We start from the raw sequence: 24,403 nt of genomic DNA on the forward strand, positions 1-24,403 counted from the left end.
GACACAAGGCCGCTCCTACAGGCGATCGCGATTCCTGTAGGAGCGGCCTTGTGTCGCGATGGGCTGCGCAGCAGCCCCAGTCTGCAAACGGTGCATATCAGAAGTTGTAGGTCAGCCGGGTGAAGTAGTAACCCCCGGTAAAACCATACGGCGAATACGCCCCATACCCCTTGGTCATGGTCTTGCTGCTGGGGTTCTGCCGTTCGGGGTAAACATCAAACAGGTTCTGCGCCCCTACGGCCAGGTTGAGGTCTTTGGTCAGCTGATACCCCACATCGATGTCGGTAATCCAGCGCGCCTTGTACTCCCGGTCCAGGCTGCGGTCGGTCGCCGAGTTCACTTCACGCCATGAACCATAGCGGGTCAGGGTCAGGTTGCTGGTCCAGCGGTCGCGTTGCCAGTTGGCGCCCAGAATCAACTTGGTGTGCGGCTGCACCTCAGTCAAAAAGTTGCGCGCCTGGCGGTCCATCAGGCTGTAGTTCGTGCCCTGGATGTTGACGTTCTCCTTGTAGCTCAGGATCTGCGTCTGGTTCCAGTTGAAGGCGGCTGTCCATTTCAGTTGCCCCCAGTTGCCCAGGTTCTGGTCGAAATTGCCGACCAGGTCCAGGCCCTTGGTGCGGGTGTTTGCGCCGTTGGTGAAATAGCGCCCGCCAGAGGTGGAGTCGATCCCGTTGTCCAGCAGCGTCTGGGTCACTTCGTCGCCCAGCAGGGTGCCGGTGAGGGTGATGCGGTCGCGTACGTTGATCACGTAAGCATCTGCGGTAAACGACAGTTGCGGGGCGGGCTGATAGGTCAGGCCCAGGCTGTAGTTGGTCGAACGCTCGGGCTTGAGTGAGGTGGCGCCCAATGCCTTGGCTGCCGCCGAGTCCACCGGCAGCACGCCGTAGTTGATCGATTGGTACACACCATTGACCACACCGTAGGTAGTCGAGCGGGCGCTGAACAGGCTGTTGGCCAGCGACGGTGCACGAAAGCCGTTGCTGACCGTGGCGCGCACGGCCAGCTCGGGGGTGAACTCGTAGCGCGTGGTCAGCTTGCCGCTGCGGGTGGCGCCCACTGCGCGGTTGTAGTGTTCGTAGCGCAATGCGCTGCCCAGGTACCACTGCGGCAGCGGGTTGAAGCCGACGTCGATGTAGCTGGCCACGCTGTTGCGGCTGGTGCTGGTGGCTTCATCCGGCGAGATACCGTTGGTGACCTGTGCACCGGACGCGGCGCAGTCGCCCGGCGCACGGCAGTAGCCGCCGTTGGCCCACGAGGCCCAGTCGCCATCGCGTACCTGGTAGGTGTCACGGCGGTGCTCCAGGCCCCAGGACAGGTCAAGCGGCTTGTCCAGGCCGATGTCGAAGCTGCGTTGCAGGTCCAGGTTGCTGGTCAGCTGTGTGGCGATCCAGGTGCCCGATTCGAAATGGTTGGGCGTGGCCTCGCCCAGCGAGGCGTTCTGGTTGTGTGTGGTGCCCTGCAGCGCCGCGTTGCGCCCGTAGGTGCTGGACAGGTCCCAGGCCCACTCGCCGGCATTGCCCTTGGCGCCAAAGGCCCCTTGCACATCATCTTCCTCGATGTACCAGGTGGGCGTGTAGCCACCGGGGTAGCCGTTGGGGCCGGTGGTGATGGTGTTGGTGATGGTCGGCAGGCGGAAGTTCTGGCCCTGCTCGGCCTTGCGGTGCGAATAGGTGGTGAAGGAGTACAGGGTCAGGTCGTCGCTTAGCGGCAGTTCGGCGTTGTAGCCCAGGGTCAGCAGGTTGATCTTCGGCGTGCCGTAGCCGCCGTAGGTCGACTTGCCGGCCTTGTCGAAGGCTTCGGCATAGCTATAGCCGTTGGCGCTGGCCTTGTTGTCGTCGTTCTGGCTGCGCGCATCCAGGGCCAACTGCACGATGCCGCTGTCACCGATCTCGAAGCCCTTGTTCAAGCCTTGCTGCACGGTCTGCTTCTTGCCGTCGTAACCCTGGCCGGCGTTGGTCACCGAGGTGCCGGTAGCGTCGGCCTTGAGGATCACGTTGATCACCCCGGCGATGGCGTCGGAGCCGTACTGGGCAGCCGCGCCATCGCGCAGCACCTCGACGTGGTCGATGAGGCTGATGGGGATCAGGTCAAGGTCGGTGGGCGCAGCGCCCGCATGGATGCCGCTGATGTTCAGGGTAGCGCTGGTATGGCGGCGCTTGCCATTCACCAGCACCAGCACCTGCGCCGCATTCAGCCCGCGCAGGCTGGGCGCACGGGCCATGCCGCTGGCGTCCCAGCCGGTTTTTTCCGGCAGGGTGAAGGACGGTACGCTGGCGCTGAGCGCTTCCATCAGGCCGGGTTTGCCGGTTTGCTGCAATTGCTTGGCGCTGATCACATCGATCGGCACCGGGCTCGTGGTGACCGTGCGTTTTTCCGAGCCACGGTTGCCGGTGACGATCACGGTGCCGAGCTGTGACGGGGCCGTGGCCTGGGTAGCGCTTTCGGCAAATGCGTCAGGCGCGGCCAGGCAGGTGGTACCAAGGGCCATGGTCAGCAGTGCGGGTTGCAGGCGCGGGCTGGGCAGTTTCAAGGCGTGAAGCATGTTCGCTCTCCATGAGCGCTGTCGAACAGCGGGTGCACAGGGGCCGCCCGCCGGGTAGCCCCGGCAGGCAAGCAACAAGGGGGTGGGTTAGCGGCGTATCAGGGCGCTTTTGCAGCGACCGCTTCGATCTCGACCAGGGCGCCCGGCAGGGGCAGGGCAACCACTTGCAAGGCGGTGCGGGTTGGTTTTTTCGGTTGCTCGGCAGTGGCGAAAAACTCGGTGTAGGCGGCCTGCAGCCCGGCAAAGTCCAGCTTGCCTTCGGTGGCCGGGTCGCCTACCAGAAACACCCTCAGCTGTACCACGTCACCCAGGCCCAGGCCCTGGCTTTGCAGGGCTGCCTGGATCTTTTTCAGTACCGAGCGGGCCTGGGTTTCGGTGTTGCCATAGGCGGCAATGGTCTGTGGTGGTGCGTTGGGGTCGGCAACGTCGGGCAAGGTGCCGCTGACGAAGGTCAGCGAGGTACCGGCGGGTACGGTGACCAGTTGCGAAATGGGGAATTTCGAACCTGGCGGGTCGACACGCTTGATGGTGTCGGCCTGGGCGGTAAGTGCGGACAGTGACATGAAGGCTCCAAGCAGCAGGGCAGTTGTGTTCATCAGAAGGCTTCCTTGTTCAGGCGGCGACGCCGCGTTGCTGTTGCAGGGCGTGCCGGGCGATCTGCCCGACTACATGGCGTGCCGAATCCGCAGCGCTGTTCTGCCAGATGCCCACCCCGCCATGGGCCAGTGCATCGCTGGCCAGCCAGGTGCGGCCCTGGGGCAGGTTGAGGTGCGAGTAGCCGGGTTCGGCCAGCACGTCGTGGACGATCCATGGGCTTTCGCTGAACGGCACCTTGGACCAGTTCACCGCCACCCCGCGCTGCAACTTGCCGGCATGGCCCGGGTGCAGCGACTCCACGGCCTGGCGCGACGACGCCAGTTGCTGCTCTGTCGAACGCGTGGCAAATGTGCGCGCCACTTCGCCGGTGTTGTAGGTGCCCACCAGGATGCCTTGCGCACTGTTCAGGTGGTCGCTGGGGTACCACAGCAGCCGCGCTTCGTGGTTGATGTAGGAGAGCCCGCCATAGATCTGGAACTCGCTTTCCCAGAAGCGCGGTGCCTGCCACGCCACCTTGTTGGCCAGGTCCGGCTTGGCCTGGGCTATGGCCGCCTGGGTGGTCTTGCCAAAGTTGTGGTCAACCCGGGCCAGCAGTGGCAGGGGGATGGTGACGATGGCGTAGTCGGCTGTTTCCACCTGGGTCTTGCCGCTGCGACGGTCACGCCAGGTAACCTGGCTACCGTTGTCGCCGGTGCGGATCGCCTGCACTTCGGCGTGCAGTTGCACCTTGTCCTGCACCTTGGCGTACAGGGCCTTGGCAATCTGGTCCATGCCGCCGACCGGCTGGAACATGGTGGCGGAAAACTCCGGGATCTCGTCAAACACCAGCGGCAGCATCAGGTTAGGGTTTAGCAGTTGCTTGAGTGCTACTGGCTGGCGCTGGATCGGTGTCTGGTCGCCCGCCCCGGCGAAGCGGGTGTAGCCGGCGCGGACCGAGCCCTTGTAATGGCGCTGCTCGTCGAGGTCGCCATACACCTTGAGAAAGTCCAGCAAGGCCTTCTGGTCGCCGGTGTCCAGTTCCTTGTCCAGCGCTTTGCCGCTGATGCTGCGCGACAGCAGTTCGCTGAGGTGCCCACGGGTGTCATTCACCGCCTGGCGCAGCAGCAACGGTGGCTGGGCAAGGTCTGGTTGGGCGAGGGCGTTGCGGCTGCTGTTGACCAGCACTTCCAGCGGCACGCCCAGCTCGCGGCAGTAGCCGAGGATGGTCAGGTGGTGGCTGGGCAGCCGTGCGGGGCCTGCATTGAAGTAGTGGCCGTTGTCGAAACGCACCTGCTGGCGGCTGCCGTCATTGTGCAGTACCTCGTCGCCGTTGCGCAGCGTCCAGGCGCGCCCGCCGATTCGCTCGCGGGCTTCCAGCACGCGCACCTCAAAACCGGCTTTGCCAAGTTCATAGGCTGCCACCAGGCCACTGATGCCAGCCCCCACCACCAGCACGCGCTTGCCGTTGCCGGACGTGGCTGGCAGGCCCAGCGGCTGGAAGGTGCTGGCCGTGGCTGCAGTGGGCAACAGGCCCAGGGCGGACAGGCTGCCAAGCGCGGCGCCATAGCTGCCAGCGGCCATCAGGTGGGCAATAAGGTCTCTACGGGTCAAGCCCATGGTGTGTTCTCCTTGCAAGTGAAAAGTGAGTCCGTTCAGCGCGGCGCTACAGCTCGTAGCGCACGCTCAGCAGCACGGTGCGTGGGTCGTTCACCGAGTAGTAGGCGGTGCGGCTGGCGGCCGAGTAGGCGATGCTTTGCGGGTAGGCGCGGTCGAGCAGGTTCTTGACCGACAAGGTGGTGGTCCAGTGGCCGTCGGCGCTGGCATAGCTGGTGCTGGCATTCCAGAAGCCCTGGGCAGGTACTTCGTAGATATCGGCGTTCAGCGGGTTGGCGTAGGAGCGGGTCTGGTACTGGTAGTCGGTGTTGGCCACCAGCTCACCCGGCAGGTTGACGGGCACCGTCCAGTTCAGGCCAAGGCTGGCGTTCCATTCCGGTGCAAAGATCATTTCCTTGCCGTCGGCACTCACGCCTGGGCCACTGGCATTCTGGAAGTCGTCGTACTGGCTTTTCAGGTAGCCCAGGTTGGCGGTCAGGCGCAGGTCGCGCGCCAGCAGCACGGTATTTTCCAGCTCCACGCCGTAGGTGTGGGCACTGCCAACGTTGGTACGCAGGTTGGCGCTGATGGCCGGGTCCCAGGCATTAGTTTGCAGGTCGTCGTAGTCGTTGTAGAAGAAGGCGATGTTGCTGCGCAGGCGGCCATCGGCAAAGTCGCCCTTCAAGCCCACCTCATAGGTGGTGACGTTTTCCGGATCAAAGCCTTGCTCGGCAGCGGCGCGGGTTGGCGCGCGGTTGTCGAAGCCGCCAGCCTTGAAGCCCCGGGCCACATAGCCGTACTGCACCAGGTTGTCGCTCCAGGCGTACTCCAGGCCGATCTTGGGGCTGAGCGATGCCCAGGAATCGCTGGTTTCGGCAGCGAAGTTAGTGCCGGTGATTGCCCGGTCGGTGGTGATGGCGTAGTTGGTGTAATCGAAGTTCTTGTGCTCGTGGGTGAAGCGCAGGCCGGTGGTCAGCGACAGGCGAGGGGTCAGCTTGTAATTGCTCTGCCCGTACAACGCGTAGCTTTCGGTGTCGGTGGTGCTGTATTGGCCGCTGGTATTGACCCGGTTTTGCGCCACCGAAAAGGTCAGGCTGTCGCGCTCGGCGCGGAAGCGTTCCTTGTACAGGTACACACCGAGGGTGTAGCTGAACCTGTCGTATTCGCCGTTAAGCTGGAATTCCTGGGTGGCGTAGCGCTGCTTGTAGGTGATCAGGTTGTTCTGGATCGGCGACGCGGTGCCGCTGTTGGCCTGGCCGGAGTTGTCGTAGTCCACCGGCTGGTCGAATTCCGACCAGGCCGTGACCGACTTGAAATTAAGGTGGTCATCGATGTTGTAGAGCGCACGCAGCACCGCACTGCCCTGGTCCAGCTTGTTCTTCGGGTCGAGGCTGCTGTAGGTCTTGAACTTGTCGAAATGGCCATTGGCCGGGTTGAAGGGCGTATAGCTGGTGGTATCGCCGCGGTCGAAGGTGCCGGCCAGGGTCAGTTGCACGTCCCAGGGCGAATCCTGCGGGGCCAGGCGCAGCTTGCCGCGGTAGGACTGGATGTCGATGTTGTTGACGTCCTTGTGGCGGGTGCGGTTGTACACGGTGCCGTCGCGGGTCAGGCGTATGGCCGAAAAGCTGCCGAACAGGGTGTTGTCCACCAGCGGCCCACTCACCAGCAGGCGCCCGTTCTGTGCGTTGTAGTTGCCGGCACCCAGCTCGACGAAGGCGCGGGCCTGCTGGGTCGGGTCGCGGGTGATTACCCGTATCGCGCCGGCTGCACTGTTGCGCCCGTACAGGGTGCCTTGTGGGCCGCGCAGCACTTCAACGCGCTCCACGTCGTTGAAGTCCAGCATCGAAGAAATCGCCCGCGGGATGTACAGGTCATCGGCGTATACCGCAACGGCCGCTTCCTGGATCGGGTCGGTTTCGCCAATACCGCGTATGCCGTAGGTTTGTGCGCTGTAGGAAATGGACTGGCGGTTCAGCGTCAGGTTGGGCACCCGCCCGGACAGGTCGCGGATGTTGTTGATCTGCGCATCCTGCAGGGTGCGCTCGTCGAAGGCGCTGATCGCCAGCGGGGTTTTCTGCAGGTTCTCTTCACGGTGCTCCGCCGTGACAGTGACGGTTGGCAGCTTGTCGCCTGGCGTTTGGGCAGGCTCGGCGAAGGCCGTGGGCGTGAACAGGGCGAACGCAACGGCGGCGTACAGGCGAGGGCGAACAGGGTAGGGCAAAGGCTTCATGCTGCAGCTTCCAGATAACCAGCATCGAATGGGATTTCGGATACCTGGATACCGCAGCCGGGTGAGGTGACCTGAGGCTGAAGGAGGTATTAGGTTCCTTTGCCTCCGCCAGTCAGGGGTCGGTCTGGTGAGAACATATCTCTATGAAAAAACGTTTTGAAATACTTTTTGCGTCTAAGCTAATATTATTAATATGAATTAATAAAAATGCTTAAAATTCAATAAATGCATTTTATGGTTGATGTAGAGGTGGTTTTTCAGGCGCCGAGTGGTCAGTCGGACTAAACCTCCACATCCACGAAATACGTGCACGGTAGCGACCGCGTGCGGTCGCTACCGTGCGCGTATGTGGTGCGGTCTTGTAGGCTTCGTCGACCCCTGCGCCTGAGCGTCACTCCAGGTAAATCTTGGTCAACAACCGCAACAACTGGTCCCGCTCCTCATCATCCAGCGCCGAGGTCGCCTCGCGGTCGCTGTCCTTGGCGATCTGCTTCAGTTCCTTGAGCAGCGCTTCTCCCGCCTTGCTCAAGAAGATTCCGTAAGACCGCTTGTCCGGCTTGCACCGCACGCGCACGGCCAAGGCCCGTTCTTCCAGCTTGTTCAGCAGGGGCACCACCTGCGGTGGCTCGATCGCCAACGACCGCGCCAGGTCCGCCTGCATCAACCCAGGGTTCTGCTCGATCACCGCCAGCGCCGAAAACTGCGCCGGGCGCAGGTCGTGTGCCGAAAGCCGGCCAATAAGGTTCTGAAACAGCTTCAATTGGGCGCGGCGCAGGGCGTAGCCGATCAAGTCCTCAAGTACCCCATCCGCAGCTGCAGCGGGCATGGAAGCGGTTTCGGTAGTGCGGGCAGACCTTGCCATGGGGGTACAGGCTCCTGGCTCATGGATAAGAAAGTTACTCAGTCTGCCTGCCTTGGTGAAATCCGGCTAGGGGAGTGACTGGCAAATAACCGCCACACCGGCAGCGGTGGAAAGATAATTTTCATAATAGTTAATTGACATAACTAATTGGCTCGCTTAGCTTGGTGTTCACCACCTCGAACAACAAGAGTGCAGAACCATGAGCAAATACGAAGGCCGCTGGGCTACCGTGAAGGTCGAACTGGAGTCGGGCATTGCCTGGGTCACCCTCAACCGCCCGGAAAAGCGCAATGCAATGAGCCCCACGCTGAACCGGGAAATGGTCGACGTGCTGGAAACCCTGGAACAGGACAGCGACGCCGGGGTGCTGGTGTTGACCGGCGCAGGTGAGTCGTGGACTGCAGGCATGGACCTGAAGGAATACTTCCGTGAGGTGGACGCCGGCCCGGAAATCCTGCAAGAAAAAATCCGCCGCGATGCCTCGCAATGGCAATGGAGGCTGTTGCGCATGTACGCCAAGCCGACTATCGCCATGGTCAACGGCTGGTGCTTTGGCGGCGGCTTCAGCCCGCTGGTGGCCTGCGACCTGGCCATCTGTGCCGACGAGGCTACCTTCGGCCTGTCGGAAATCAACTGGGGCATCCCGCCGGGCAACCTGGTCAGCAAAGCCATGGCCGATACCGTTGGCCACCGCCAGTCGCTGTACTACATCATGACCGGCAAGACCTTTGGTGGGCCCAAGGCCGCCGAGATGGGGCTGGTTAACGAAAGCGTGCCGCTGGCGCAATTGCGTGACGTTACCCGCGAACTGGCGCTCAACCTGCTGGAAAAGAACCCGGTGGTGCTGCGTGCGGCCAAGAACGGTTTCAAGCGCTGCCGCGAACTGACCTGGGAGCAGAACGAAGACTACCTGTACGCCAAGCTCGACCAGTCCCGTCTGCTGGACACCGAAGGTGGGCGAGAGCAGGGCATGAAGCAGTTCCTCGACGACAAGAGCATCAAGCCAGGCTTGCAGGCCTACAAGCGTTGAGTTCAAGCGGGCTGGGCCATTACCGGCCACAGCCTGCAGGTATTCCCTATAAGTACAAAAAAGAGGAATAAGCATGTTGCAGGTGCCTTTGCTGATAGGCGGGCGGTCGTGCCCCGCCAGCGATGGACGTACCTTCGAGCGGCGCAACCCGGTCACCGGTGAAGGGGTGTCGCAAGCCGCCGCTGCCACGCTGGCCGATGCCGATGCGGCGGTGGCCGCTGCCAGTGCAGCGTTCCCGGCCTGGGCCGCCTTGGCGCCCGGCGAGCGTCGCAGCCGTTTGCTGGCCGGTGCAGACTTGCTGCAGGCGCGGGCAAACGAGTTTATCGCGGTGGCGGGTGAGACCGGGGCCATGGCCAACTGGTATGGCTTCAATGTGAAACTGGCCGCCAATATGCTGCGCGAAGCCGCAGCCATGACCACGCAGATTACCGGTGAAGTCATCCCTTCGGATGTACCTGGCAGTTTCGCCATGGCCTTGCGCGCGCCCTGTGGCGTGGTGCTGGGCATCGCGCCCTGGAACGCCCCGGTCATCCTGGCTACCCGGGCCATCGCCATGCCGCTGGCCTGCGGCAACACGGTGGTGCTCAAGGCTTCGGAACTGAGCCCGGCAGCGCACCGGCTGATCGGCCAGGTGCTGCACGATGCAGGCCTGGGCGACGGCGTGGTCAACGTGATCAGCAATGCCCCGCAAGACGCCCCGGCCATCGTCGAGCGGCTGATCGCCAACCCGGCCGTGCGCCGTGTCAATTTCACGGGTTCTACTCATGTCGGGCGCATTGTCGGTGAGCTGGCCGCCCGGCACCTCAAACCAGCTTTGCTGGAGTTGGGCGGCAAAGCCCCGTTGCTGGTACTGGACGACGCTGACCTGGATGCAACCGTCGAAGCTGCGGCGTTTGGCGCCTACTTCAACCAAGGGCAGATCTGCATGTCCACGGAGCGGCTGGTGGTGGACAGCCGCATCGCCGACGCCTTTGTCGACAAGCTGGCGGTGAAGGTGGCCGGGCTGCGCGCCGGCGACCCGCTGGCCAGCACATCAGTGCTCGGCTCGCTGGTCAGCGGCGCGGCCGGTGAGCGCATCAAGGCGTTGATCGATGATGCCGTGGCCAAGGGCGCACGCCTGGTATGTGGCGGCCAGCTGGATGGCAGCATCCTGCAGCCGACCCTGCTCGACCACGTCGATAGCAGCATGCACCTGTACCGCGAGGAGTCCTTCGGGCCGGTGGCGGTGGTGTTGCGCGCCGAGGGTGACGAAGCCTTGCTGAAGCTGGCCAACGACTCTGAATTCGGCCTGTCGTCGGCCATCTTCAGTCGCGACACCAGCCGTGCGCTGGCCTTGGCCCAGCGGGTGGAGTCGGGCATCTGCCATATCAATGGCCCGACCGTGCACGACGAGGCGCAGATGCCGTTTGGCGGGGTCAAGTCGAGTGGCTACGGCAGCTTCGGCAGCCGCACGGCCATCGATCAGTTCACCCAGCTGCGCTGGGTCACCCTGCAGCATGGCCCGCGGCATTACCCCATCTGAGCAACACGCAATTGGCCGCCACCGGCAGCGCCGGGCGGCGGCAGGATGTAAAACAAGAACAAGGAGCAACCTGCGTGAATACCGAAGCCCGCTTACGGTCGTCCGACCCTGGCCAATGCCCGCCCTACCGGCAGGTGTCCATCGGGCACCCTCAGGTGCAGGTCAGTGAAGCCGACGGCATCCTGCGCATGCAGCCGGTCGAGCCCCTGGCACCGCTGCCTGCGCGTTTGCTCGACCGGCTGCTGCACTGGGCGCAGATGCGCCCTGATACTGTGTTTATTGCAGCGCGTGAGCCTGACGGTGCCTGGCGTGAAATCACCTATGCGCAAATGCTCAGCCAGGTGCGCACCATTGCAACCCACCTGCTGGGCTTTGGCCTGAGCGCCGAGCGGCCGCTGGCGCTGTTTTCCGGCAATGACATCGAGCATCTGCAGATTGCGCTTGGCGCCATGTATGCCGGCATCCCGTATTGCCCGGTATCGCCGGCTTATGCACTGCTGTCGCAGGATTTTGCCAAGCTGCGGCATGTGTGCCAGGTGTTGACCCCCGGCCTGGTGTTCACCACCGATACTCAGCCGTTTTTGCGCGCCTTCGATGCCGTGCTTGATGCGTCGGTACCCGTGGTCAGCATGCGCGGCGAAGCACCGGGGCGTGGGCACTTGAGCTTCGACAGCCTGCTGCAACCCTGCGACACCGCTGCTGGCGATGCAGCGTTTGCCGCAACGGGGCCCGACACCATCGCCAAGTTCCTCTTTACGTCGGGCTCCACCAAACTGCCCAAGGCGGTGATCACTACTCAGCGCATGCTCTGCGCAAACCAGCAGATGTTGCTGCAAACCTTCCCGGTGTTCGCCGAAGAGCCGCCGGTGCTGGTGGACTGGCTGCCCTGGAACCACACCTTTGGCGGCAGCCACAACCTTGGCATCGTGCTGTACAACGGTGGCAGCTTCTACCTGGACGCGGGCAAACCCACCCCGCAAGGCTTCGGCGAAACCTTGCGCAACCTGCGCGAAATCTCGCCAACGGCCTACCTGACCGTGCCCAAGGGCTGGGAAGAACTGGCCAAGGCACTGGAGCAGGACGCCCAGTTGCGTGATGTGTTTTTCGCCCGCATCAAGCTATTTTTCTTCGCCGCAGCGGGCCTGTCGCAAAGCGTGTGGGACCGCCTGGACCGCATCGCCGAGCAGCACTGTGGCGAGCGCATCCGCATGATGGCTGGCCTGGGTATGACCGAAGCGGCGCCGTCCTGCACCTTCACCACCGGGCCGTTGTCGATGGCCGGTTATGTGGGGCTGCCGGCGCCGGGTTGCGAAGTGAAGCTGGTACCCCAGGCCGACAAGCTGGAGGCGCGCTTCCGTGGCCCGCACATCATGCCGGGGTACTGGCGTTCGCCGCAGCAAACCGCCGAGGCCTTTGACGAGGAGGGGTTCTACTGCTCGGGCGATGCACTGAAGCTGGCCAATCTGCAGCAGCCCGAACAGGGCCTGATGTTCGATGGCCGTATCGCCGAGGACTTCAAGTTGTCGTCCGGGGTATTCGTCAGTGTCGGCCCGCTGCGTAACCGTGCGGTGCTGGAAGGCTCGCCCTATGTGCAGGACATTGTGGTAACCGCGCCGGACCGCGAATGCCTGGGGCTGCTGGTGTTCCCGCGCTTGCCCGAGTGCCGGGCACTCGCTGGCCTGCCGGCCGATGCCAGTGATGCCGAGGTGCTGGGCAGCGACACGGTGCGCAACTGGTTTGCCGCCTGGCTGGCGCGCCTTAACCGTGACGCCCAGGGCAACGCCAGCCGCATCGAGTGGCTGGCGCTACTGGAAGAGCCGCCGTCGATCGACGCGGGCGAAATTACCGACAAGGGTTCGATCAACCAGCGTGCGGTGCTGCAGCGGCGGGCCGCGCAGGTAGACGCACTGTACCGCCGTGAAGGCCCGACCCAGCTGCACGCGCAGGGGCGGCCATGAGCAGCGCCGGCCTGTGCACAACGTTCGATGACGCGGCCATTGTGGATATGGTGCGCACCCCCTGGGTAGACCTGGGCGGCGCACTGTCCGCTGTGTCGCCCATCGACCTCGGCATCAAGGCCGGGCGCGAGGTACTGGCACGGGCCGGCATCGCCCCGCAGGCGGTGGACAGCGTGCTCGCCGGCAGCATGGCCCAGGCCAGTTTCGATGCCTACTTCTTGCCGCGCCATGTAGGGTTGTACTGCGGTGTGCCGCAGGCCGTCCCGGCGCTGGCGGTGCAGCGTATCTGCGGCACCGGGCTTGAACTGTTGCGCCAGGCTGGCGAGCAGTTGCGCAGTGGCGCCCAGCAGGTGCTGTGCGTGGGCGCCGAGTCGATGTCGCGCAACCCGATTGCGGCCTACGAACACCGAAGCGGTTTTCGGCTGGGTGCGCCGGTCGGGTTCAAGGACTTTCTCTGGGAGGCGCTGTACGACCCCGCTGCCGGCGTGGACATGATCGGTACTGCGGACAACCTGGCGCGTGAATACGGCCTGCACCGTGAATGCGTGGATGCCTGGGCCTTGCGCAGCCACCAGCGCGCCTTGCACGCCCAGCAGCAGGGCTGGTTCGATGAGGAAATCGTCGGCGTCACGGCGCAGGCATTCGACGTTGAAGGCTGCCTGCCACGCGGCATCGACTTGCCGCGTGGCGTGAGCGAAGTCAGCCGGGACAGCCATCCACGGCCTACCGATGCTGCAGCGTTGGCCCGGCTGCGTGCCGTGCACCGTGACGGCGTACAAACGGCGGGCAACAGTTGTGCAGTGGTCGATGGCGCCGCCGCAGCGGTGGTAGCGCGCTCCTCAGCCTGTACCCGGCCGCCGTTGGCGCGCTTGCTGATGGCCACGGCGGTTGGCGTGTCGCCGCACACCATGGGCATCGGGCCCGCTCCGGCCATCGCGTTGCTGCTGGAACGCAGCGGCCTGCGCCTGGAACAGATCGACCGTTTCGAAATCAACGAGGCCCAGGCTGCCCAGGTGCTGGCCGTGGCCCGGGCGCTGCAGCTCGATGTGGAAAAGCTCAACGTTCAGGGTGGTGCCATTGCCCTGGGTCACCCGCTGGCCGCCACCGGCCTGCGGCTGGTGCACACCCTGGCTCGGCAACTGCGCCGGGATGGCCTGCGCTACGGGATTGCCGCCGCCTGCATCGGCGGTGGCCAAGGCATGGCGCTGCTGATCGAAAACCCCCAATTCACGGTTTGAACGCGAGGTAGCCCATGCCCTGGAAGGCGCCATTGGCGGACATGCAATTCGTGCTGCAACACTGGCTGGGGGCCGAGCAGGCCTGGCAGGCAATGCCTCCCTATGCAGATATCGATCTCGACCTGGCCACTCAGGTGCTGGAAGAGGCCGCCCGCTTCAGTGAACAGGTGCTGGCCCCGCTGAATGCACCGGGCGATCGCCAAGGCTGCCGCCTGCACGAAGGTAATGTGCGCACACCGGAGGGTTTCCCGGCGGCCTACCGTGCCTATGTCGAGGGTGGCTGGCCGGCGTTGGCCTGTGCCCCCGAGCTCGGCGGGCAAGGGCTGCCGATGGTGCTGGACGCTGCCTTGCAGGAAATGCTGTTCGCCAGCAATCATGCCTGGGCCATGTACACCGGCATCGCCCATGGCGCCTACCTGTGCCTGAAAACCCATGCGTCTGTCGAACTGCAGGCCCGTTATCTGCCGGGCATCGTCAGTGGCCAAACCCTGCCGACCATGTGCCTGACCGAACCTCAGGCCGGCAGTGACCTGGGCTTGCTGCGCTGTCGCGCCGACCCCTTGGGCGACGGCCGCTACGCCGTCACCGGCAACAAGTTGTTCATCTCGGGCGGCGACCACGACCTGACGCACGACATCGTGCATCTGGTGCTGGCGCGGCTAGCGGATGCACCGGCGGGCAGCCGTGGTTTGTCGCTGCTGCTGGTGCCGAAATGGCTGGACGATGGCCAGCGCAATGCCGTGCACTGCGATGGCCTTGAGCACAAGCTGGGCATTCGTGGTAGCGCCACCTGCGCGCTGCGCTTCGAAGGGGCCAGCGGCTGGTTGGTGGGGCAGGCGCACGGTGGCCTGGCCGCCATGTTCGTGATGATGAACTCGGCCAGGCTGCATGTCGGCCTGCAGGGGCTGGCGCATGCGCAAGCGGCTTGGCAGTACGCCAGGGAATACGCTTTGGAGCGCCGGCAGATGAATGCACCGGGGCAGCCCAAGGGCGCTGCCGACCCCATTCACCTGCACCCTGCCATGCGCCGCATCTTGCTGGAGCTGCGTGTGCGCACCGAAGGCATGCGGGCCCTGGGCTACTGGGCAGCGCACTGGCTGGATATTGCCGATGCATCAGCTGACCTCGCACAACGGGCCAAGGCCTCGAAGCTGGCAGCGCTGTTGACGCCCATCCTCAAGGCCGTGTTCACCGACCTCGGTTTCAACCTGGCCAGCAAGGCGCTGCAGGTGTTCGGTGGGTATGGCTACACCTGCGAGTTCGCCATCGAGCAAACGCTACGCGACAGCCGCATTGCGATGATCTACGAAGGCACCAACGAAGTGCAGGCCAACGACTTGCTGCTGCGAAAGGTGCTGGGTGATGGGGGCGAAGGCTTTGCGCTGCTGCTGGTCGAGCTGCGGCGGGAAACTGGCGCGGGCGAGGAGGGCGATGCGCTGCGCAGGGTTTGCGACACGCTGGAAGTGGTGCTTGCCAAGGTGCAGCTCAGCGCAGCAGAAGACCCAGAGTACCCGTACCGCGCTGCGGGCGACTTCCTGCAACTGTGCGGCACAGCCTTGCAGGCCTATGCCTGGGCCCGCACGTGCCGCTGCATTCAGGCACTGCCTGTAGACGCGCCGCAGCGCCTGGAAAAGCAGGAAAGTGCCCGTTACTTCTTGGACTACCTGCTGCCCGATTTCGACCGGCAGGTGGCGGCCATCGAAGCGGCCGCAGCACCCTTGCCGTTTATTCACGAACCGTTCTGAACCCCACGTGCGAGGTCGCCATGAACACCGCCTGCGGTTGCCGCGCCGAGGGCCGGTAGCGCATGCAGCGGTCTGCCGAGCACAGGTGCGAACCGCCCTTGATCACGGCCACTTTCACCCCAGGTTCGGCGGGGTCGAAGCTTTGGTCCAAGGTGGGGCCTGGCGGGTCGAGGGCGGCGTCACGCTGCGGGTCGTGGCCAGGGCGATAGCCCGTTCGGGTCAGTTCCCACACATTTCCCCCGGCATCGAACAGGCCAAACCGGTTGGCCGGGAAGCAGCCCACCGGTGAGGTGCCGGTGAAGCCGTCGGCTGCCGCGTTGTGATAGGGAAACTGGCCCTGCCAGGTGTTGGCCATGATCCGGCCTTTGTGCAACTCCGTTTTGCCCCAGCTGAAGTCGGCATCCTGCAAGCCACCGCGCATGGCGTACTCCAGCTGGGCCTCGGTGGGCAGCGTGCGCCCGGCCCAGTGTGCATAAGCCTGGGCATCCTCAAGCGCCACCTGCACCACCGGGTGGTTTTCCAGCCCCGCCACGCTGCTGCCAGGGCCTTGCGGGTGCCGCCAACTGGCCCCCGGCACGAACTGCCAGCCTGGGTTGAGTACATCCGGCCCTTGCTGGAACACCATCGCGCCAGGCACGCGCAGGTGCTCGGGGAGGGTAGGGTCGTCCTTGAAGCTGATGCCCCGTTCGGCATGGGTGAGGTAACCGGTAGCGGCAACGAAGCGTGCAAACTGGGCGTTGGTGACCGGATGCACATCGATCCGGAAGGCCGACACGCTTGCCGCCTGTGGCGGGCCTTCTTCGTCGTAAAAACGGTCCGAGCCAAAGCTGAACGTGCCGCCTGGCAAGCGCACCATGCCCTCACGCCAGGCGCCCTGGCGCGCTGCGGGCAGGCCACTGTAGCCGTTGCACAGCAGCACCGGCGCCGGGGCTTCTGGCCAGGCGCTGTAGCCCACGGCGAGCAGGCCGGCGGCGACCAGTGCGCAGCCGGCTACTCGGGCAATCATGGCTTGCTGGCCACGGCCGGGCTGGCCAGTTTGGCAGGGCTTGCGGGGCGGCCATCGGCGTCGATAGCGATATTGCTGCGCTGCGCATACGCCTTCCAGTCGCGCAGCATGCTGGCGACCTGCTCGGGGTGATCGGCAGCGATGTCGTGGTGCTCACCGGGGTCTGTGCCCAGGTCGTACAGGTGCCAGGCCGGCTTGCCATCGGTGGCATCCCACAGCAGCTTCATGGGCCCTTTGCGCAACGAGGCGCTGCCGTTGATTTCCCAGCCCAGGGCTTCGTCCTCGGCGTGAATGCGCGTGTCCTGGCCCTGCAGGTAGCCCAGGGCCGAGGTGCCTTGCGGCGGCACGATATCGCGTTCCCGGTATTTGATGCCGGGCATGGGGGCACCCGCCAGTTGCAGCAGGGTTGGCATGATGTCCCTGACACTGGCCAGTTCTTCGCTGCGCCCAGGCTTGATGGTTGCCGGGTAGTAGACAAAGGCTGGCACGCGGATGCCGCCCTGGTAGGTCGTCATTTTGTAGCGGCGGCTGGGCAGGGCGCTGACCTGGGCCCAGGCCGCGCCGATCATCAGGAACGAGTCACGTTTGCCGTAGTTGTCCAGGTTGTTGTCGAAATGCTGCTTGATCCAGTTCGGGTCGACGCGGGTAGCGTTCTCCGGCCCGTTGTCGGACATGAACAGGATCAGCGTGTTATCCAGCTCGCCGGCCTTGCGCAGGTGATCTACCAGCCGACCGACTTCGGCATCCAGGGCAGCGACCATGGCCGCATACACCTCCATGGTGCGCGCTGACTGGCGTTGCTGCTCAACGGTCAGTGATGCCCAGCTCGGCACACCCTCCAGTTGCGCTTGCAGCGGGAAGTCCGCCGGCACCAGGCCGGCCTTGCGCTGGCGCTCCAGGCGTTCGTGGGCAATGGCCTCGTAGCCCTGATCGTAGCGGCCGCGGTACTGCGCCAGGTATTTGTCCGGGGCCTGCAAGGGCCAGTGGGGCGCGGTGTAGGCGGCGAAGGCGAAGAAGGGTTTTTGACTGGCCTTGCCTTCGTCGATGGCGGAAATCAGGCGGTCAGTGAACCAGGTGCTGGAGTAGAAGTCGTCGGGCAGTTCGATGGGTTTGCCGTTGTGCTGGAACGTTGCGCTGTAGTTCGACTGCAAGTCCATGTTGGCTTGCTTGAAGTGCGCAGCGCCCCCTTCCAGCAGCACGTAGGCCTGGTCGAAACCACGGTTTTGTGGCTGCTGTGCGGCCTGCATGCCCAAGTGCCATTTGCCGGAGATGTAGGTGCGGTACCCGGCATCGTGCAGCAGTTCGGCCAGGGTGGCGACGTTGGCACCGAGCACGCCTTCGTAGCCCGCACGCACTTCGGCGCCGGCCGGCAGGCGCTTGCGTGCTTCGGCCATCATGCCCAGCCCGGCAATGTGCGGGTCATTGCCCGACATCAGCATTGCGCGGGTGGGGGAGCAACTGGGCGCGGCATGAAAGTCCAGCATCAGGCGGCCGTCGGCCAGCAGCTTGTCCAGGTGCGGGGTCTGGATCTCGCTGCCCAGGGCGGACAGGTCGGAAAAGCCAAGGTCATCGGCGACGATCAGCAGAATGTTTGGTTGCTTAACTGTTTGCGCAGCCATGGCCTGGCTGGCGCCGAGCATGAGCAGGCCGAGGGCGGCAAGGGGTTTGAGGCAGTTCATGTAGGTGCTCTTGTTGTTTTAATGAGTGTTTTTGCACGTACGACGGCGGATCAGACGCCGCGCAGGACAAATACTAGCCACCAATGGCGCCTTGTCGCAGCCCCTGTGCGCATTAGTGTTCGATCAGCGAACGCAGAATGGCGCCTGCCTCTTGCGGGCGTCGATTGGCTATTGACGGCAAGATGATTAACAAAAATAATCGTTAACAGAGTTATCCAATTTTATAAAAACAAGTAAAGGGAAATTCTGATGACGAGGCCGTTGAACCGGGCGTTGGTGCCCGTTGTGCTGCTTTCGCTGTGCCAGTGCGTGCAAGCGGCCAGTCCGCTTGAAGACAGCCGGCCAGGCCGGCCCGGCGCCCCGCGCTGGGTCGAGGACTACCGTTTTCTGGATGACCCCGCCAAGGCCAGCGACCCGTTCGACGGGCTGCGCTACCATCGCTTGTCCGAGTCGGCCTGGCTGCAACTGGGGGCCGAAGCGCGTTACCGCGCCGATGCACTGAACAAGCCGTTCTTCGGCTTGCGTGGCCTGAAAGACGATTCCTACCTGTTGCAACGGCTGCAAGCCCATGCCGACCTGCACCTGTTCGATGATGCCCTGCGTACCTTCGTACAGGTGGAGAACACCCGTGCGTTTGGTAAAGACCTGTACTCACCCAATGACGAAGGCCGAAATGAAGTCCGCCAGGCATTCATCGACTTCAACCACGACTTCGCCGCAGGGCGCTACACCACGCGGGTCGGGCGCCAGGAAATGGCCTTTGGCGACCAGGTGTTCGTCACATACCGGGATGTCCCCAACCTGCGCCTGAGCTTCGATGGCGTGCGTGCCAGCCTCAACCTCAAGGACGGGCGCAAGCTCGACGCCTTTGCCGTCAGGCCGTTGAAAACCGGCGAAGACAGTTGGGACGACGGCAGCAACAATGCGGTGAAGTTCTACGGCCTGTACGGCACCCTGCCGCTGACGGCCGTGTGGAACATGGACCTGTTTGCGTTCGGCCTCGAAACCGACGACCGCAGCCTGGCTGGCGAGACGGGGGATGAGCAACGCTACACCTACGGCACCCGCCTGTTCGGCCGCTATCAGGCCCTGGACTGGAGCTGGAACCTGGCCGGGCAGGGTGGCCACCTGGGCGGCGCCTCGATCCGTGCCTGGGCGGTGTCGAGCGACAGCGGCTACACCTTCGACCGCCCTTGGCAGCCACGCCTGGGCATGCGTGTCGACGCCGCCAGCGGTGACAGTGACCTGGGCGACGGCAAGGTCGGCACCTTCGACCCGCTGTTCCCGCGGAACGGCGTTTACGGTGAGGCCAGCCTGACCACCTTGAGCAACGTGATCGTGGTCGGGCCCACGTTCGGCTTCTCGCCCTGGCGCACGGTGCGCTTCGAACAAGGCGTGCTCGAGGTGTGGAAGCAGCGCGAAGAAGATGGCGTGTACATGCCTGGCATGAGCCTGCTGGCCAACACCCGTGGCACTGGCCGGCATGTGGGCACCATCTACCGCGCCAACACCCGATGGCTGGCGACACCCAACCTTACGCTGGATCTCGACATGAAGTACTACGACGTCGGCGCTGCCATCAAGGAAGCCGGCGGCGAAGACTCGTCGTTCGTTTCCTTGCGTGCCACGTTCAGGCTTTGACTTCCCGACCCATAACAACAAAAGGGGCCACACATGAGTGATTCATCCTCATCTTCAAGCAAGCCGGTGCTTACCATCGGCCTGTGTTTTCTGGTGGCGCTGCTGGAGGGGCTGGACCTTCAGGCCACCGGGGTTGCAGCGCCGCACATGGCCAAGGAGTTTGCGCTGACCCCGGCCATGCTTGGCTGGGTGTTCAGTGCCGGGCTGCTGGGGCTGCTGCCCGGCGCGTTTATTGGTGGCTGGCTGGCCGACCGGCTGGGCCGCAAGGCCATCCTGATCGTGGCAGTACTGTTGTTCGGCGGCTTCTCGCTGGGTACCGCCCACGCTGATACGTACACCACGCTGCTGATCGCACGCCTGATGACCGGGTTGGGGTTGGGGGCCGCCTTGCCGATCCTGATTGCCCTGGCCAGCGAGGCCGCGCCGCAGCGCCTGCGCAGCACGGCGGTAAGCCTGACTTACTGCGGCGTGCCCCTGGGCGGGGCGATCGCGTCGGTCATCGGCATGGCCGGGCTGGGCGAAGGCTGGCGGACGGTGTTCTACGTGGGTGGCATTGCCCCCATCGCGATTGCCTTCGTGCTGATGGTATGGCTGAAGGAGTCCCAGGCGTTCCGTGCCCAGCCCGCGGCCAGTGCAGCCGGCAACGGCATGCTGGGCCAATTGTTCGGGCCGGGCCAGGCAAGCCGCACCTTGTTGCTGTGGGTGGCGTGCTTCTTCACGCTTACTGTGCTGTACATGCTGCTCAACTGGTTGCCGTCTCTGTTAATTGGGCAAGGCTATAGCCGGCCACAGGCGGGCGCGGTACAGATTCTGTTCAACCTGGGCGGCGCTGCAGGTTCGTTCCTCACCGGGCGGATGATGGACCGGGGCTTCGCCGGGCGGGCCGTGTTCATCGCTTATGCCGGCATGCTTGTCTCGCTGGCGGGCTTGGGGTTGTCGAGCACTTTTGGCTTGATGTTGCTGGCCGGGTTTACTGCGGGCTATTGCGCCATTGGTGGGCAGTTGGTGCTGTATGCGCTTGCGCCAACGTTGTATTCGACCCAGGTGCGCGCCACAGGTGTGGGTGCTTCGGTGGCGGTAGGGCGCCTGGGGTCGATGGCCGGGCCGTTGGCAGCAGGGCAGATCCTGGCGGCGGGGGCAGGCGTAGGTGGCCTGCTGCTGGCGGCATCACCTGGCCTGGTGGTGGCGGCATTGGCGGCGCGTGCGTTGTTGGGCCAACGTAGCCGCCCGACCGCCGATGCCCCGGTTGAGGAAGTTGCTCGCTAGACAGGTTGGATGGCACCGGCAGCGCCGGTGTCTTCCGGTTCCTGCACAGGCGTGGCGAGCGGGGAGAGCGTCGTTGAAAGCCCCCTGTTGGCCACCCCGAACGGCACATGCACCATCGGCAAATCCCCCGCCGGCGACTGCAGGTGGCTGCGCTGGTCGTCAAAGAATACATGCGGCTTCAGGATCGACAGCACCCTGGGTTTCTCCATCCCGCCGAGAAAGAAGCACTCGTCCGGCGACACCCCCCAATCCTTCAACGTCGTCACCACCCGCTCATGCGAAGGCGCATTGCGCGCCGTGACAATGGCAATCCGCAAGATCCGCTTGTAGGCCGGGTCCTCGGCCAGCTTGCGGTCCTCCAGCATGCGTATCAGCGAAAGCTTGCGGTACAGGTCCGCCAGCGGCCCTGGCGAATGGGGTATGCCCTTGTGCACGCGCTCGTGCTCCTGAAAGTCGTCCAGGTTGTCGTTGCGCTTGTACACGCTTTCCGCCTCGTCGTCGGCAATCACGCCATCGAAGTCGAAGGCCACCCGCAATTCAGTGTCGATCTCGTCATCGTAAATGCGCGTCGGCAGCACCCTGCCGGCGGGGTAGTTGGCATCGATGGCTTTCTGTACGTCTTCCTCATTGGCACTGAGAAACAGCGAGGCATTGAATGCCGGGATGTACTCGTAGGGCGAGCGGCCGGACATGAACGCCGCGCGGGTGATGTCCAACTGGTAATGGTTTATCGAACGAAACACCCGCAGGCCGGTTTCCGGGGAGTTGCGCGAAAGCAGCACCACTTCTACCGGCAGTTGCTCGGGAAAGGCCTGGTTGATACTCAGGAAGCGGCGAATGAACGGGAACGCCACGCCTTTGGGGAATGGCTCGTCCAGGTTCTGCTGTTGGTGCTGGCGGTACGCCTCGACACCCTGGGACTTGTAGATGTCGTCCGAGACGGTGAGGTCGAACAGCGCACTCGAGGCAACGCCAATGACCAGTTTCTGTTCGATGGGGTAGGGCATTGAGCAACTCCTGAGCCTGTGCTGATGGCAAGTGTACGCCTGCGCGCTGACGAAAGCCCTCAGGCCTCTGGTACCACGGATACCTGATCAACCGCTCAATGCTCTCGTACGCCAGTGGATTCAGTGATGCCAATTTGATAGCTTTCCGCACTTTACCGCTGTATCCGGGGCAGGAATTGATGAACCAGCTAGACGAACCCAAGCAACAGCTCGACGAACTGCTGGCGCTGGCCGAGGGCCATGCCTTCTGCAGGCAAGAGGTGGAGCGCCTTGAAAGTGTGCAGGGCCAGCTTGCAATCGAACTGGCCGCGCTGCAGGCCAGTGGCGAGGTGCAGAACCGGAAACTGGTGGCAAGTACCCTGGCCCGCGTGCAGAAGGAAGGGGCGATCCGCAAGACCCTTGAGCAGCACCAGGAGCAGCTGGCCGTGAGCAACCTGGCCCGGGAAGCGTTGTCCACCACTGTGACTACGGCGTTGAAGAGGCTTGCGCTGGCAACCAGTACCCAGGCTCAGCGCGTTGACAGCGTCGAGGCGCGTTTGGCCAGCCTGGCTGAGCGCCAGCGTGAATGCGAGCTGCAATTGCAGCAGTTGGCCGGGACGGGCTGGGCGGCGTATCTGGAGCGCAATGCCGTGCCGCTGGTGGCGCTGGCGGTGGCTGTGTTTGCGCTGGGGCTGAACCTGTTCGGTTGAACGTTGCTTAAAGGCAAACCTGAGGCCTGCGCGGTCCTTGTGGGAGCGGGTTCACCCGCGAAGAATCCTGCACTGTGGATGGCACCGGCTTCGCCGGTGTTCGCGGGCATGCCCGCTCCCACAGTGATCGCGCAAACTCTGAAATTTTAAACAAGACAGTTGCTCCCGCAGGGCTCAGCGTCGAGCCACCAGGGCCTCAGGGTTGGCAACGTTCTTCGGCTCGCCTTCGAAAAAGGCCAGCACATTGTCGAAGGCGTCGCCAAAGTACAGCTCGTAGCCGTTCTTCTCCACGTACCCCAGGTGCGGTGTACTGAGTACACGTGGGTGGCGCAGCAGCGGATGGGCGGGGTCGAGCACCGGCTCTTCCTCGAAAACATCCACTGCCGCGTAACCAGGCCGACCGGCATCCAGTGCCTGCAGCAATGCCCCCGGGGCAATCAGTTCTGCGCGGCTGACGTTCACCAGCAAGGCGTCGGGCTTCATGTGGGACAGGTCGTCGAAGGTCACCCCGTGGCGTGTCTGGTCGGACAGGCGCAGGTTCAGGCTGACAATATCCGCTTCGGCAAAAAATGCCTCACGCGAGGCGGCTGCGCGGTGGCCATCGGCTTGGGCTGCGGCGCGGCTGGTGTCGCTGCCCCACACCAGCACGGGCATGTCGAACGCCTGGGCATAACGCGCCAGACGCTGGCCGATCTTGCCGTAGCCCCAAATACCCAGCAGCTGGCCGGCCAGCGCCTGGCCCAGATTGACCTGCCATTGGCCTTGGCGGAAGGCATCGATGGCCGGCACCAGTTGCCGGCGGGCATTGAGGATTAGCGCCCAGGCAAGTTCTGCAGGCGCCACCGGCGAGCCGCGCCCCTCGGTTACAGCAATGCCGCGCGCCGTGCAGGCAGCCAGGTCCAGGTGGCTGGACACCTTACCGGTCTGGCTGATCAGCTTGAGGTTGGGCAGGCGGTCGAGCAAGGCGGCGTCGATGCGGGTACGTTCGCGGGTGAGTACCAGTGCGTCGGCATTGGCAAAGCGTGCTGCAAGTTGCTCCAGCGTGGCCGGCTGGCGCTCATGAAGCACGCTGACCGCGTGCCCGCTCAGCTTGCCGAAGCAGTCGAGCGTGCGGATCACATCCTGGTAGTCGTCGGGTATGACAATGCGCATGGTGGTCTGGCCCTGGCGGTACGGTGAAGCGTCGAAGATACCCCAACTGCAGGTATCAACGTCAGATCAGGATGTAGTCGCTGCGCACCACCACCGGCTCATGCGCCCCTTCGACCAGGTGCACGAACTGCCCGCCCACCTGGTCGATTGCCAGGCAGTCGTCGACATCGAGCAAGGCGTCGGTGTGCGGCTTCAGCCAGTGTGCCTGCATGCGCTGCTTGCCCAGGGCCTTGGCTTCGGTCTTGTTGTGGGCGGCAACCAGCAGGTAGCGGTGCGCCTCGCCGAACACATCGCGCTCGTAACCGCCGAGGTTGATGAAGTACAGGCGCAGGGCCCCCCGGGCGGGGGCATGCGGGCGCAGTTCGACGCGCTGGCCGTCTACGCCGTGCACCTGCAGCCACGAATCGACGTGCAAGCCTTTCGGGCTACCGAACCAGGCCTGACGCAACTGCGGGTAGGCCTGTTCGAAGGTGTCGGCCTGGGCGAATACCACGTCGTGGACTTCAATCTTGGCGCCGGGATGGCGGCCTCCGAGCATGACGACGTAAAGCATGGGTGGTCCTTTGCATGGCATAAAATGAACATGCGCATTGTACCCAGGCACAGCCCGTTCCATGAAGCGATGACCTAGCATTGTGGGAGCGGGCATGCCCGCGAAGCAGGCAGC

Annotated in this window: 18 protein-coding genes; 8 read left to right on the plus strand and 10 right to left on the minus strand. The window is 64.0% G+C overall.

The genetic code is table 11. The features are described from left to right. Window positions 1-97 precede the first annotated feature (97 nt). The 5 genes from N805_RS04305 to N805_RS04325 form a co-directional block, all read right to left on the minus strand. The gene (locus N805_RS04305; protein WP_019473957.1) at window positions 98-2,542 is read right to left on the minus strand and encodes a TonB-dependent receptor plug domain-containing protein; all 2,445 of its coding nucleotides are present in this window, start codon (window positions 2,540-2,542) and stop codon (window positions 98-100) included. Window positions 2,543-2,640: 98 nt separating this feature from the next. After that, entirely contained in the window at window positions 2,641-3,138 is a 498-nt protein-coding gene (locus N805_RS04310; protein WP_019473958.1) for a RidA family protein, read from the minus strand. 16 nt (window positions 3,139-3,154) lie between these two features. Continuing rightward, entirely contained in the window at window positions 3,155-4,735 is a 1,581-nt protein-coding gene (locus tag N805_RS04315; protein WP_019473959.1) for a flavin monoamine oxidase family protein, read from the minus strand. Between the two features lie 46 nt (window positions 4,736-4,781). Beyond that, window positions 4,782-6,941 carry a TonB-dependent receptor gene (locus tag N805_RS04320; RefSeq protein ID WP_019473960.1) on the minus strand — a complete coding sequence of 720 codons (2,160 nt, stop codon included), beginning with the start codon at window positions 6,939-6,941 and terminating at the stop codon, window positions 4,782-4,784. Between the two features lie 391 nt (window positions 6,942-7,332). Next, on the minus strand, window positions 7,333-7,803 hold the full coding sequence (locus N805_RS04325; protein WP_019473961.1) for a MarR family winged helix-turn-helix transcriptional regulator: 471 nt from the start codon (window positions 7,801-7,803) through the stop codon (window positions 7,333-7,335). Window positions 7,804-8,002: 199 nt separating this feature from the next. On the opposite strand from N805_RS04325, the gene N805_RS04330 reads away from it, so the two are divergent. The 5 genes from N805_RS04330 to N805_RS04350 all read left to right on the plus strand — a co-directional run bounded on the left by N805_RS04330 (window position 8,003) and on the right by N805_RS04350 (window position 15,296). Continuing rightward, complete coding sequence (locus N805_RS04330) at window positions 8,003-8,833, plus strand: p-hydroxycinnamoyl CoA hydratase/lyase (protein WP_019473962.1); 831 nt, start codon at window positions 8,003-8,005, stop codon at window positions 8,831-8,833. Between the two features lie 73 nt (window positions 8,834-8,906). Then, window positions 8,907-10,355: an aldehyde dehydrogenase gene (locus tag N805_RS04335; protein ID WP_028613263.1), complete on the plus strand. Its 1,449-nt coding sequence runs from the start codon at window positions 8,907-8,909 to the stop codon at window positions 10,353-10,355. Between the two features lie 74 nt (window positions 10,356-10,429). Next, window positions 10,430-12,313: a feruloyl-CoA synthase gene (locus N805_RS04340; protein ID WP_028613262.1), complete on the plus strand. Its 1,884-nt coding sequence runs from the start codon at window positions 10,430-10,432 to the stop codon at window positions 12,311-12,313. Continuing rightward, a complete protein-coding gene (locus N805_RS04345) occupies window positions 12,310-13,551 on the plus strand; it encodes a thiolase family protein (protein ID WP_028613261.1) in 1,242 nt (413 codons plus the stop codon). Before N805_RS04340 ends, N805_RS04345 begins: the two co-directional genes overlap by 4 nt. 14 nt (window positions 13,552-13,565) lie before the next feature. After that, window positions 13,566-15,296, plus strand: a complete 1,731-nt coding sequence (locus tag N805_RS04350; RefSeq protein ID WP_028613260.1) for an acyl-CoA dehydrogenase — start codon at window positions 13,566-13,568, stop codon at window positions 15,294-15,296. Here the strand turns inward: N805_RS04350 and N805_RS04355 are convergent. Then, entirely contained in the window at window positions 15,277-16,302 is a 1,026-nt protein-coding gene (locus N805_RS04355) for a formylglycine-generating enzyme family protein (protein WP_028613259.1), read from the minus strand. The two genes, N805_RS04350 and N805_RS04355, sit on opposite strands and share 20 nt — an antisense overlap. Next, window positions 16,299-17,981, minus strand: coding sequence for an arylsulfatase (locus N805_RS04360; RefSeq protein ID WP_028613258.1), 1,683 nt, complete (start codon window positions 17,979-17,981; stop codon window positions 16,299-16,301). The genes N805_RS04355 and N805_RS04360 overlap by 4 nt, the downstream gene beginning before the upstream one ends. 249 nt (window positions 17,982-18,230) lie before the next feature. Between N805_RS04360 and N805_RS04365 the strand changes: the two genes are divergently transcribed. Together N805_RS04365 and mhpT are read left to right on the plus strand one after the other, a co-directional pair. Then, complete coding sequence (locus N805_RS04365) at window positions 18,231-19,622, plus strand: alginate export family protein (RefSeq protein ID WP_028613257.1); 1,392 nt, start codon at window positions 18,231-18,233, stop codon at window positions 19,620-19,622. 33 nt (window positions 19,623-19,655) lie between these two features. After that, window positions 19,656-20,888 carry a 3-(3-hydroxy-phenyl)propionate transporter MhpT gene (mhpT, locus tag N805_RS04370; protein WP_033741959.1) on the plus strand — a complete coding sequence of 411 codons (1,233 nt, stop codon included), beginning with the start codon at window positions 19,656-19,658 and terminating at the stop codon, window positions 20,886-20,888. Here the strand turns inward: mhpT and N805_RS04375 are convergent. Continuing rightward, the gene (locus N805_RS04375; protein WP_028613255.1) at window positions 20,885-21,895 is read right to left on the minus strand and encodes a 5'-nucleotidase; all 1,011 of its coding nucleotides are present in this window, start codon (window positions 21,893-21,895) and stop codon (window positions 20,885-20,887) included. The genes mhpT and N805_RS04375 overlap by 4 nt on opposite strands. 179 nt (window positions 21,896-22,074) lie before the next feature. Between N805_RS04375 and N805_RS04380 the strand changes: the two genes are divergently transcribed. Then, a complete protein-coding gene (locus tag N805_RS04380) occupies window positions 22,075-22,584 on the plus strand; it encodes a hypothetical protein (protein WP_028613254.1) in 510 nt (169 codons plus the stop codon). Between the two features lie 174 nt (window positions 22,585-22,758). On the opposite strand, the gene N805_RS04385 is transcribed toward N805_RS04380, so the two are convergent. Beyond that, window positions 22,759-23,736, minus strand: coding sequence for a D-2-hydroxyacid dehydrogenase family protein (locus N805_RS04385; protein WP_028613253.1), 978 nt, complete (start codon window positions 23,734-23,736; stop codon window positions 22,759-22,761). A gap of 61 nt (window positions 23,737-23,797) precedes the next feature. Further along, window positions 23,798-24,289, minus strand: a complete 492-nt coding sequence (locus N805_RS04390; protein ID WP_028613252.1) for a DUF1543 domain-containing protein — start codon at window positions 24,287-24,289, stop codon at window positions 23,798-23,800. Window positions 24,290-24,403 lie beyond the last annotated feature (114 nt).

The sequence above is a fragment of the Pseudomonas putida S13.1.2 genome (genome assembly GCF_000498395.2).
GTDB lineage: Bacteria > Pseudomonadota > Gammaproteobacteria > Pseudomonadales > Pseudomonadaceae > Aquipseudomonas > Aquipseudomonas putida_Q.

Bases quoted from the DNA above. Each gene is read 5' to 3' on its own strand.
- N805_RS04355 (WP_028613259.1), bottom strand. From the start codon at position 16,302: ATGATTGCCCGAGTAGCCGGCTGCGCACTGGTCGCCGCCGGCCTGCTC.
- N805_RS04345 (WP_028613261.1), top strand. From the start codon at position 12,310: ATGAGCAGCGCCGGCCTGTGCACAACGTTCGATGACGCGGCCATTGTG.
- N805_RS04305 (WP_019473957.1), bottom strand. From the start codon at position 2,542: ATGCTTCACGCCTTGAAACTGCCCAGCCCGCGCCTGCAACCCGCACTG.
- N805_RS04335 (WP_028613263.1), top strand. From the start codon at position 8,907: ATGTTGCAGGTGCCTTTGCTGATAGGCGGGCGGTCGTGCCCCGCCAGC.
- N805_RS04350 (WP_028613260.1), top strand. From the start codon at position 13,566: ATGCCCTGGAAGGCGCCATTGGCGGACATGCAATTCGTGCTGCAACAC.
- N805_RS04365 (WP_028613257.1), top strand. From the start codon at position 18,231: ATGACGAGGCCGTTGAACCGGGCGTTGGTGCCCGTTGTGCTGCTTTCG.
- N805_RS04310 (WP_019473958.1), bottom strand. From the start codon at position 3,138: ATGAACACAACTGCCCTGCTGCTTGGAGCCTTCATGTCACTGTCCGCA.
- N805_RS04330 (WP_019473962.1), top strand. From the start codon at position 8,003: ATGAGCAAATACGAAGGCCGCTGGGCTACCGTGAAGGTCGAACTGGAG.
- N805_RS04375 (WP_028613255.1), bottom strand. From the start codon at position 21,895: ATGCCCTACCCCATCGAACAGAAACTGGTCATTGGCGTTGCCTCGAGT.
- N805_RS04385 (WP_028613253.1), bottom strand. From the start codon at position 23,736: ATGCGCATTGTCATACCCGACGACTACCAGGATGTGATCCGCACGCTC.
- N805_RS04380 (WP_028613254.1), top strand. From the start codon at position 22,075: ATGAACCAGCTAGACGAACCCAAGCAACAGCTCGACGAACTGCTGGCG.
- N805_RS04325 (WP_019473961.1), bottom strand. From the start codon at position 7,803: ATGGCAAGGTCTGCCCGCACTACCGAAACCGCTTCCATGCCCGCTGCA.
- N805_RS04315 (WP_019473959.1), bottom strand. From the start codon at position 4,735: ATGGGCTTGACCCGTAGAGACCTTATTGCCCACCTGATGGCCGCTGGC.
- N805_RS04390 (WP_028613252.1), bottom strand. From the start codon at position 24,289: ATGCTTTACGTCGTCATGCTCGGAGGCCGCCATCCCGGCGCCAAGATT.
- N805_RS04320 (WP_019473960.1), bottom strand. From the start codon at position 6,941: ATGAAGCCTTTGCCCTACCCTGTTCGCCCTCGCCTGTACGCCGCCGTT.
- N805_RS04360 (WP_028613258.1), bottom strand. From the start codon at position 17,981: ATGAACTGCCTCAAACCCCTTGCCGCCCTCGGCCTGCTCATGCTCGGC.
- mhpT (WP_033741959.1), top strand. From the start codon at position 19,656: ATGAGTGATTCATCCTCATCTTCAAGCAAGCCGGTGCTTACCATCGGC.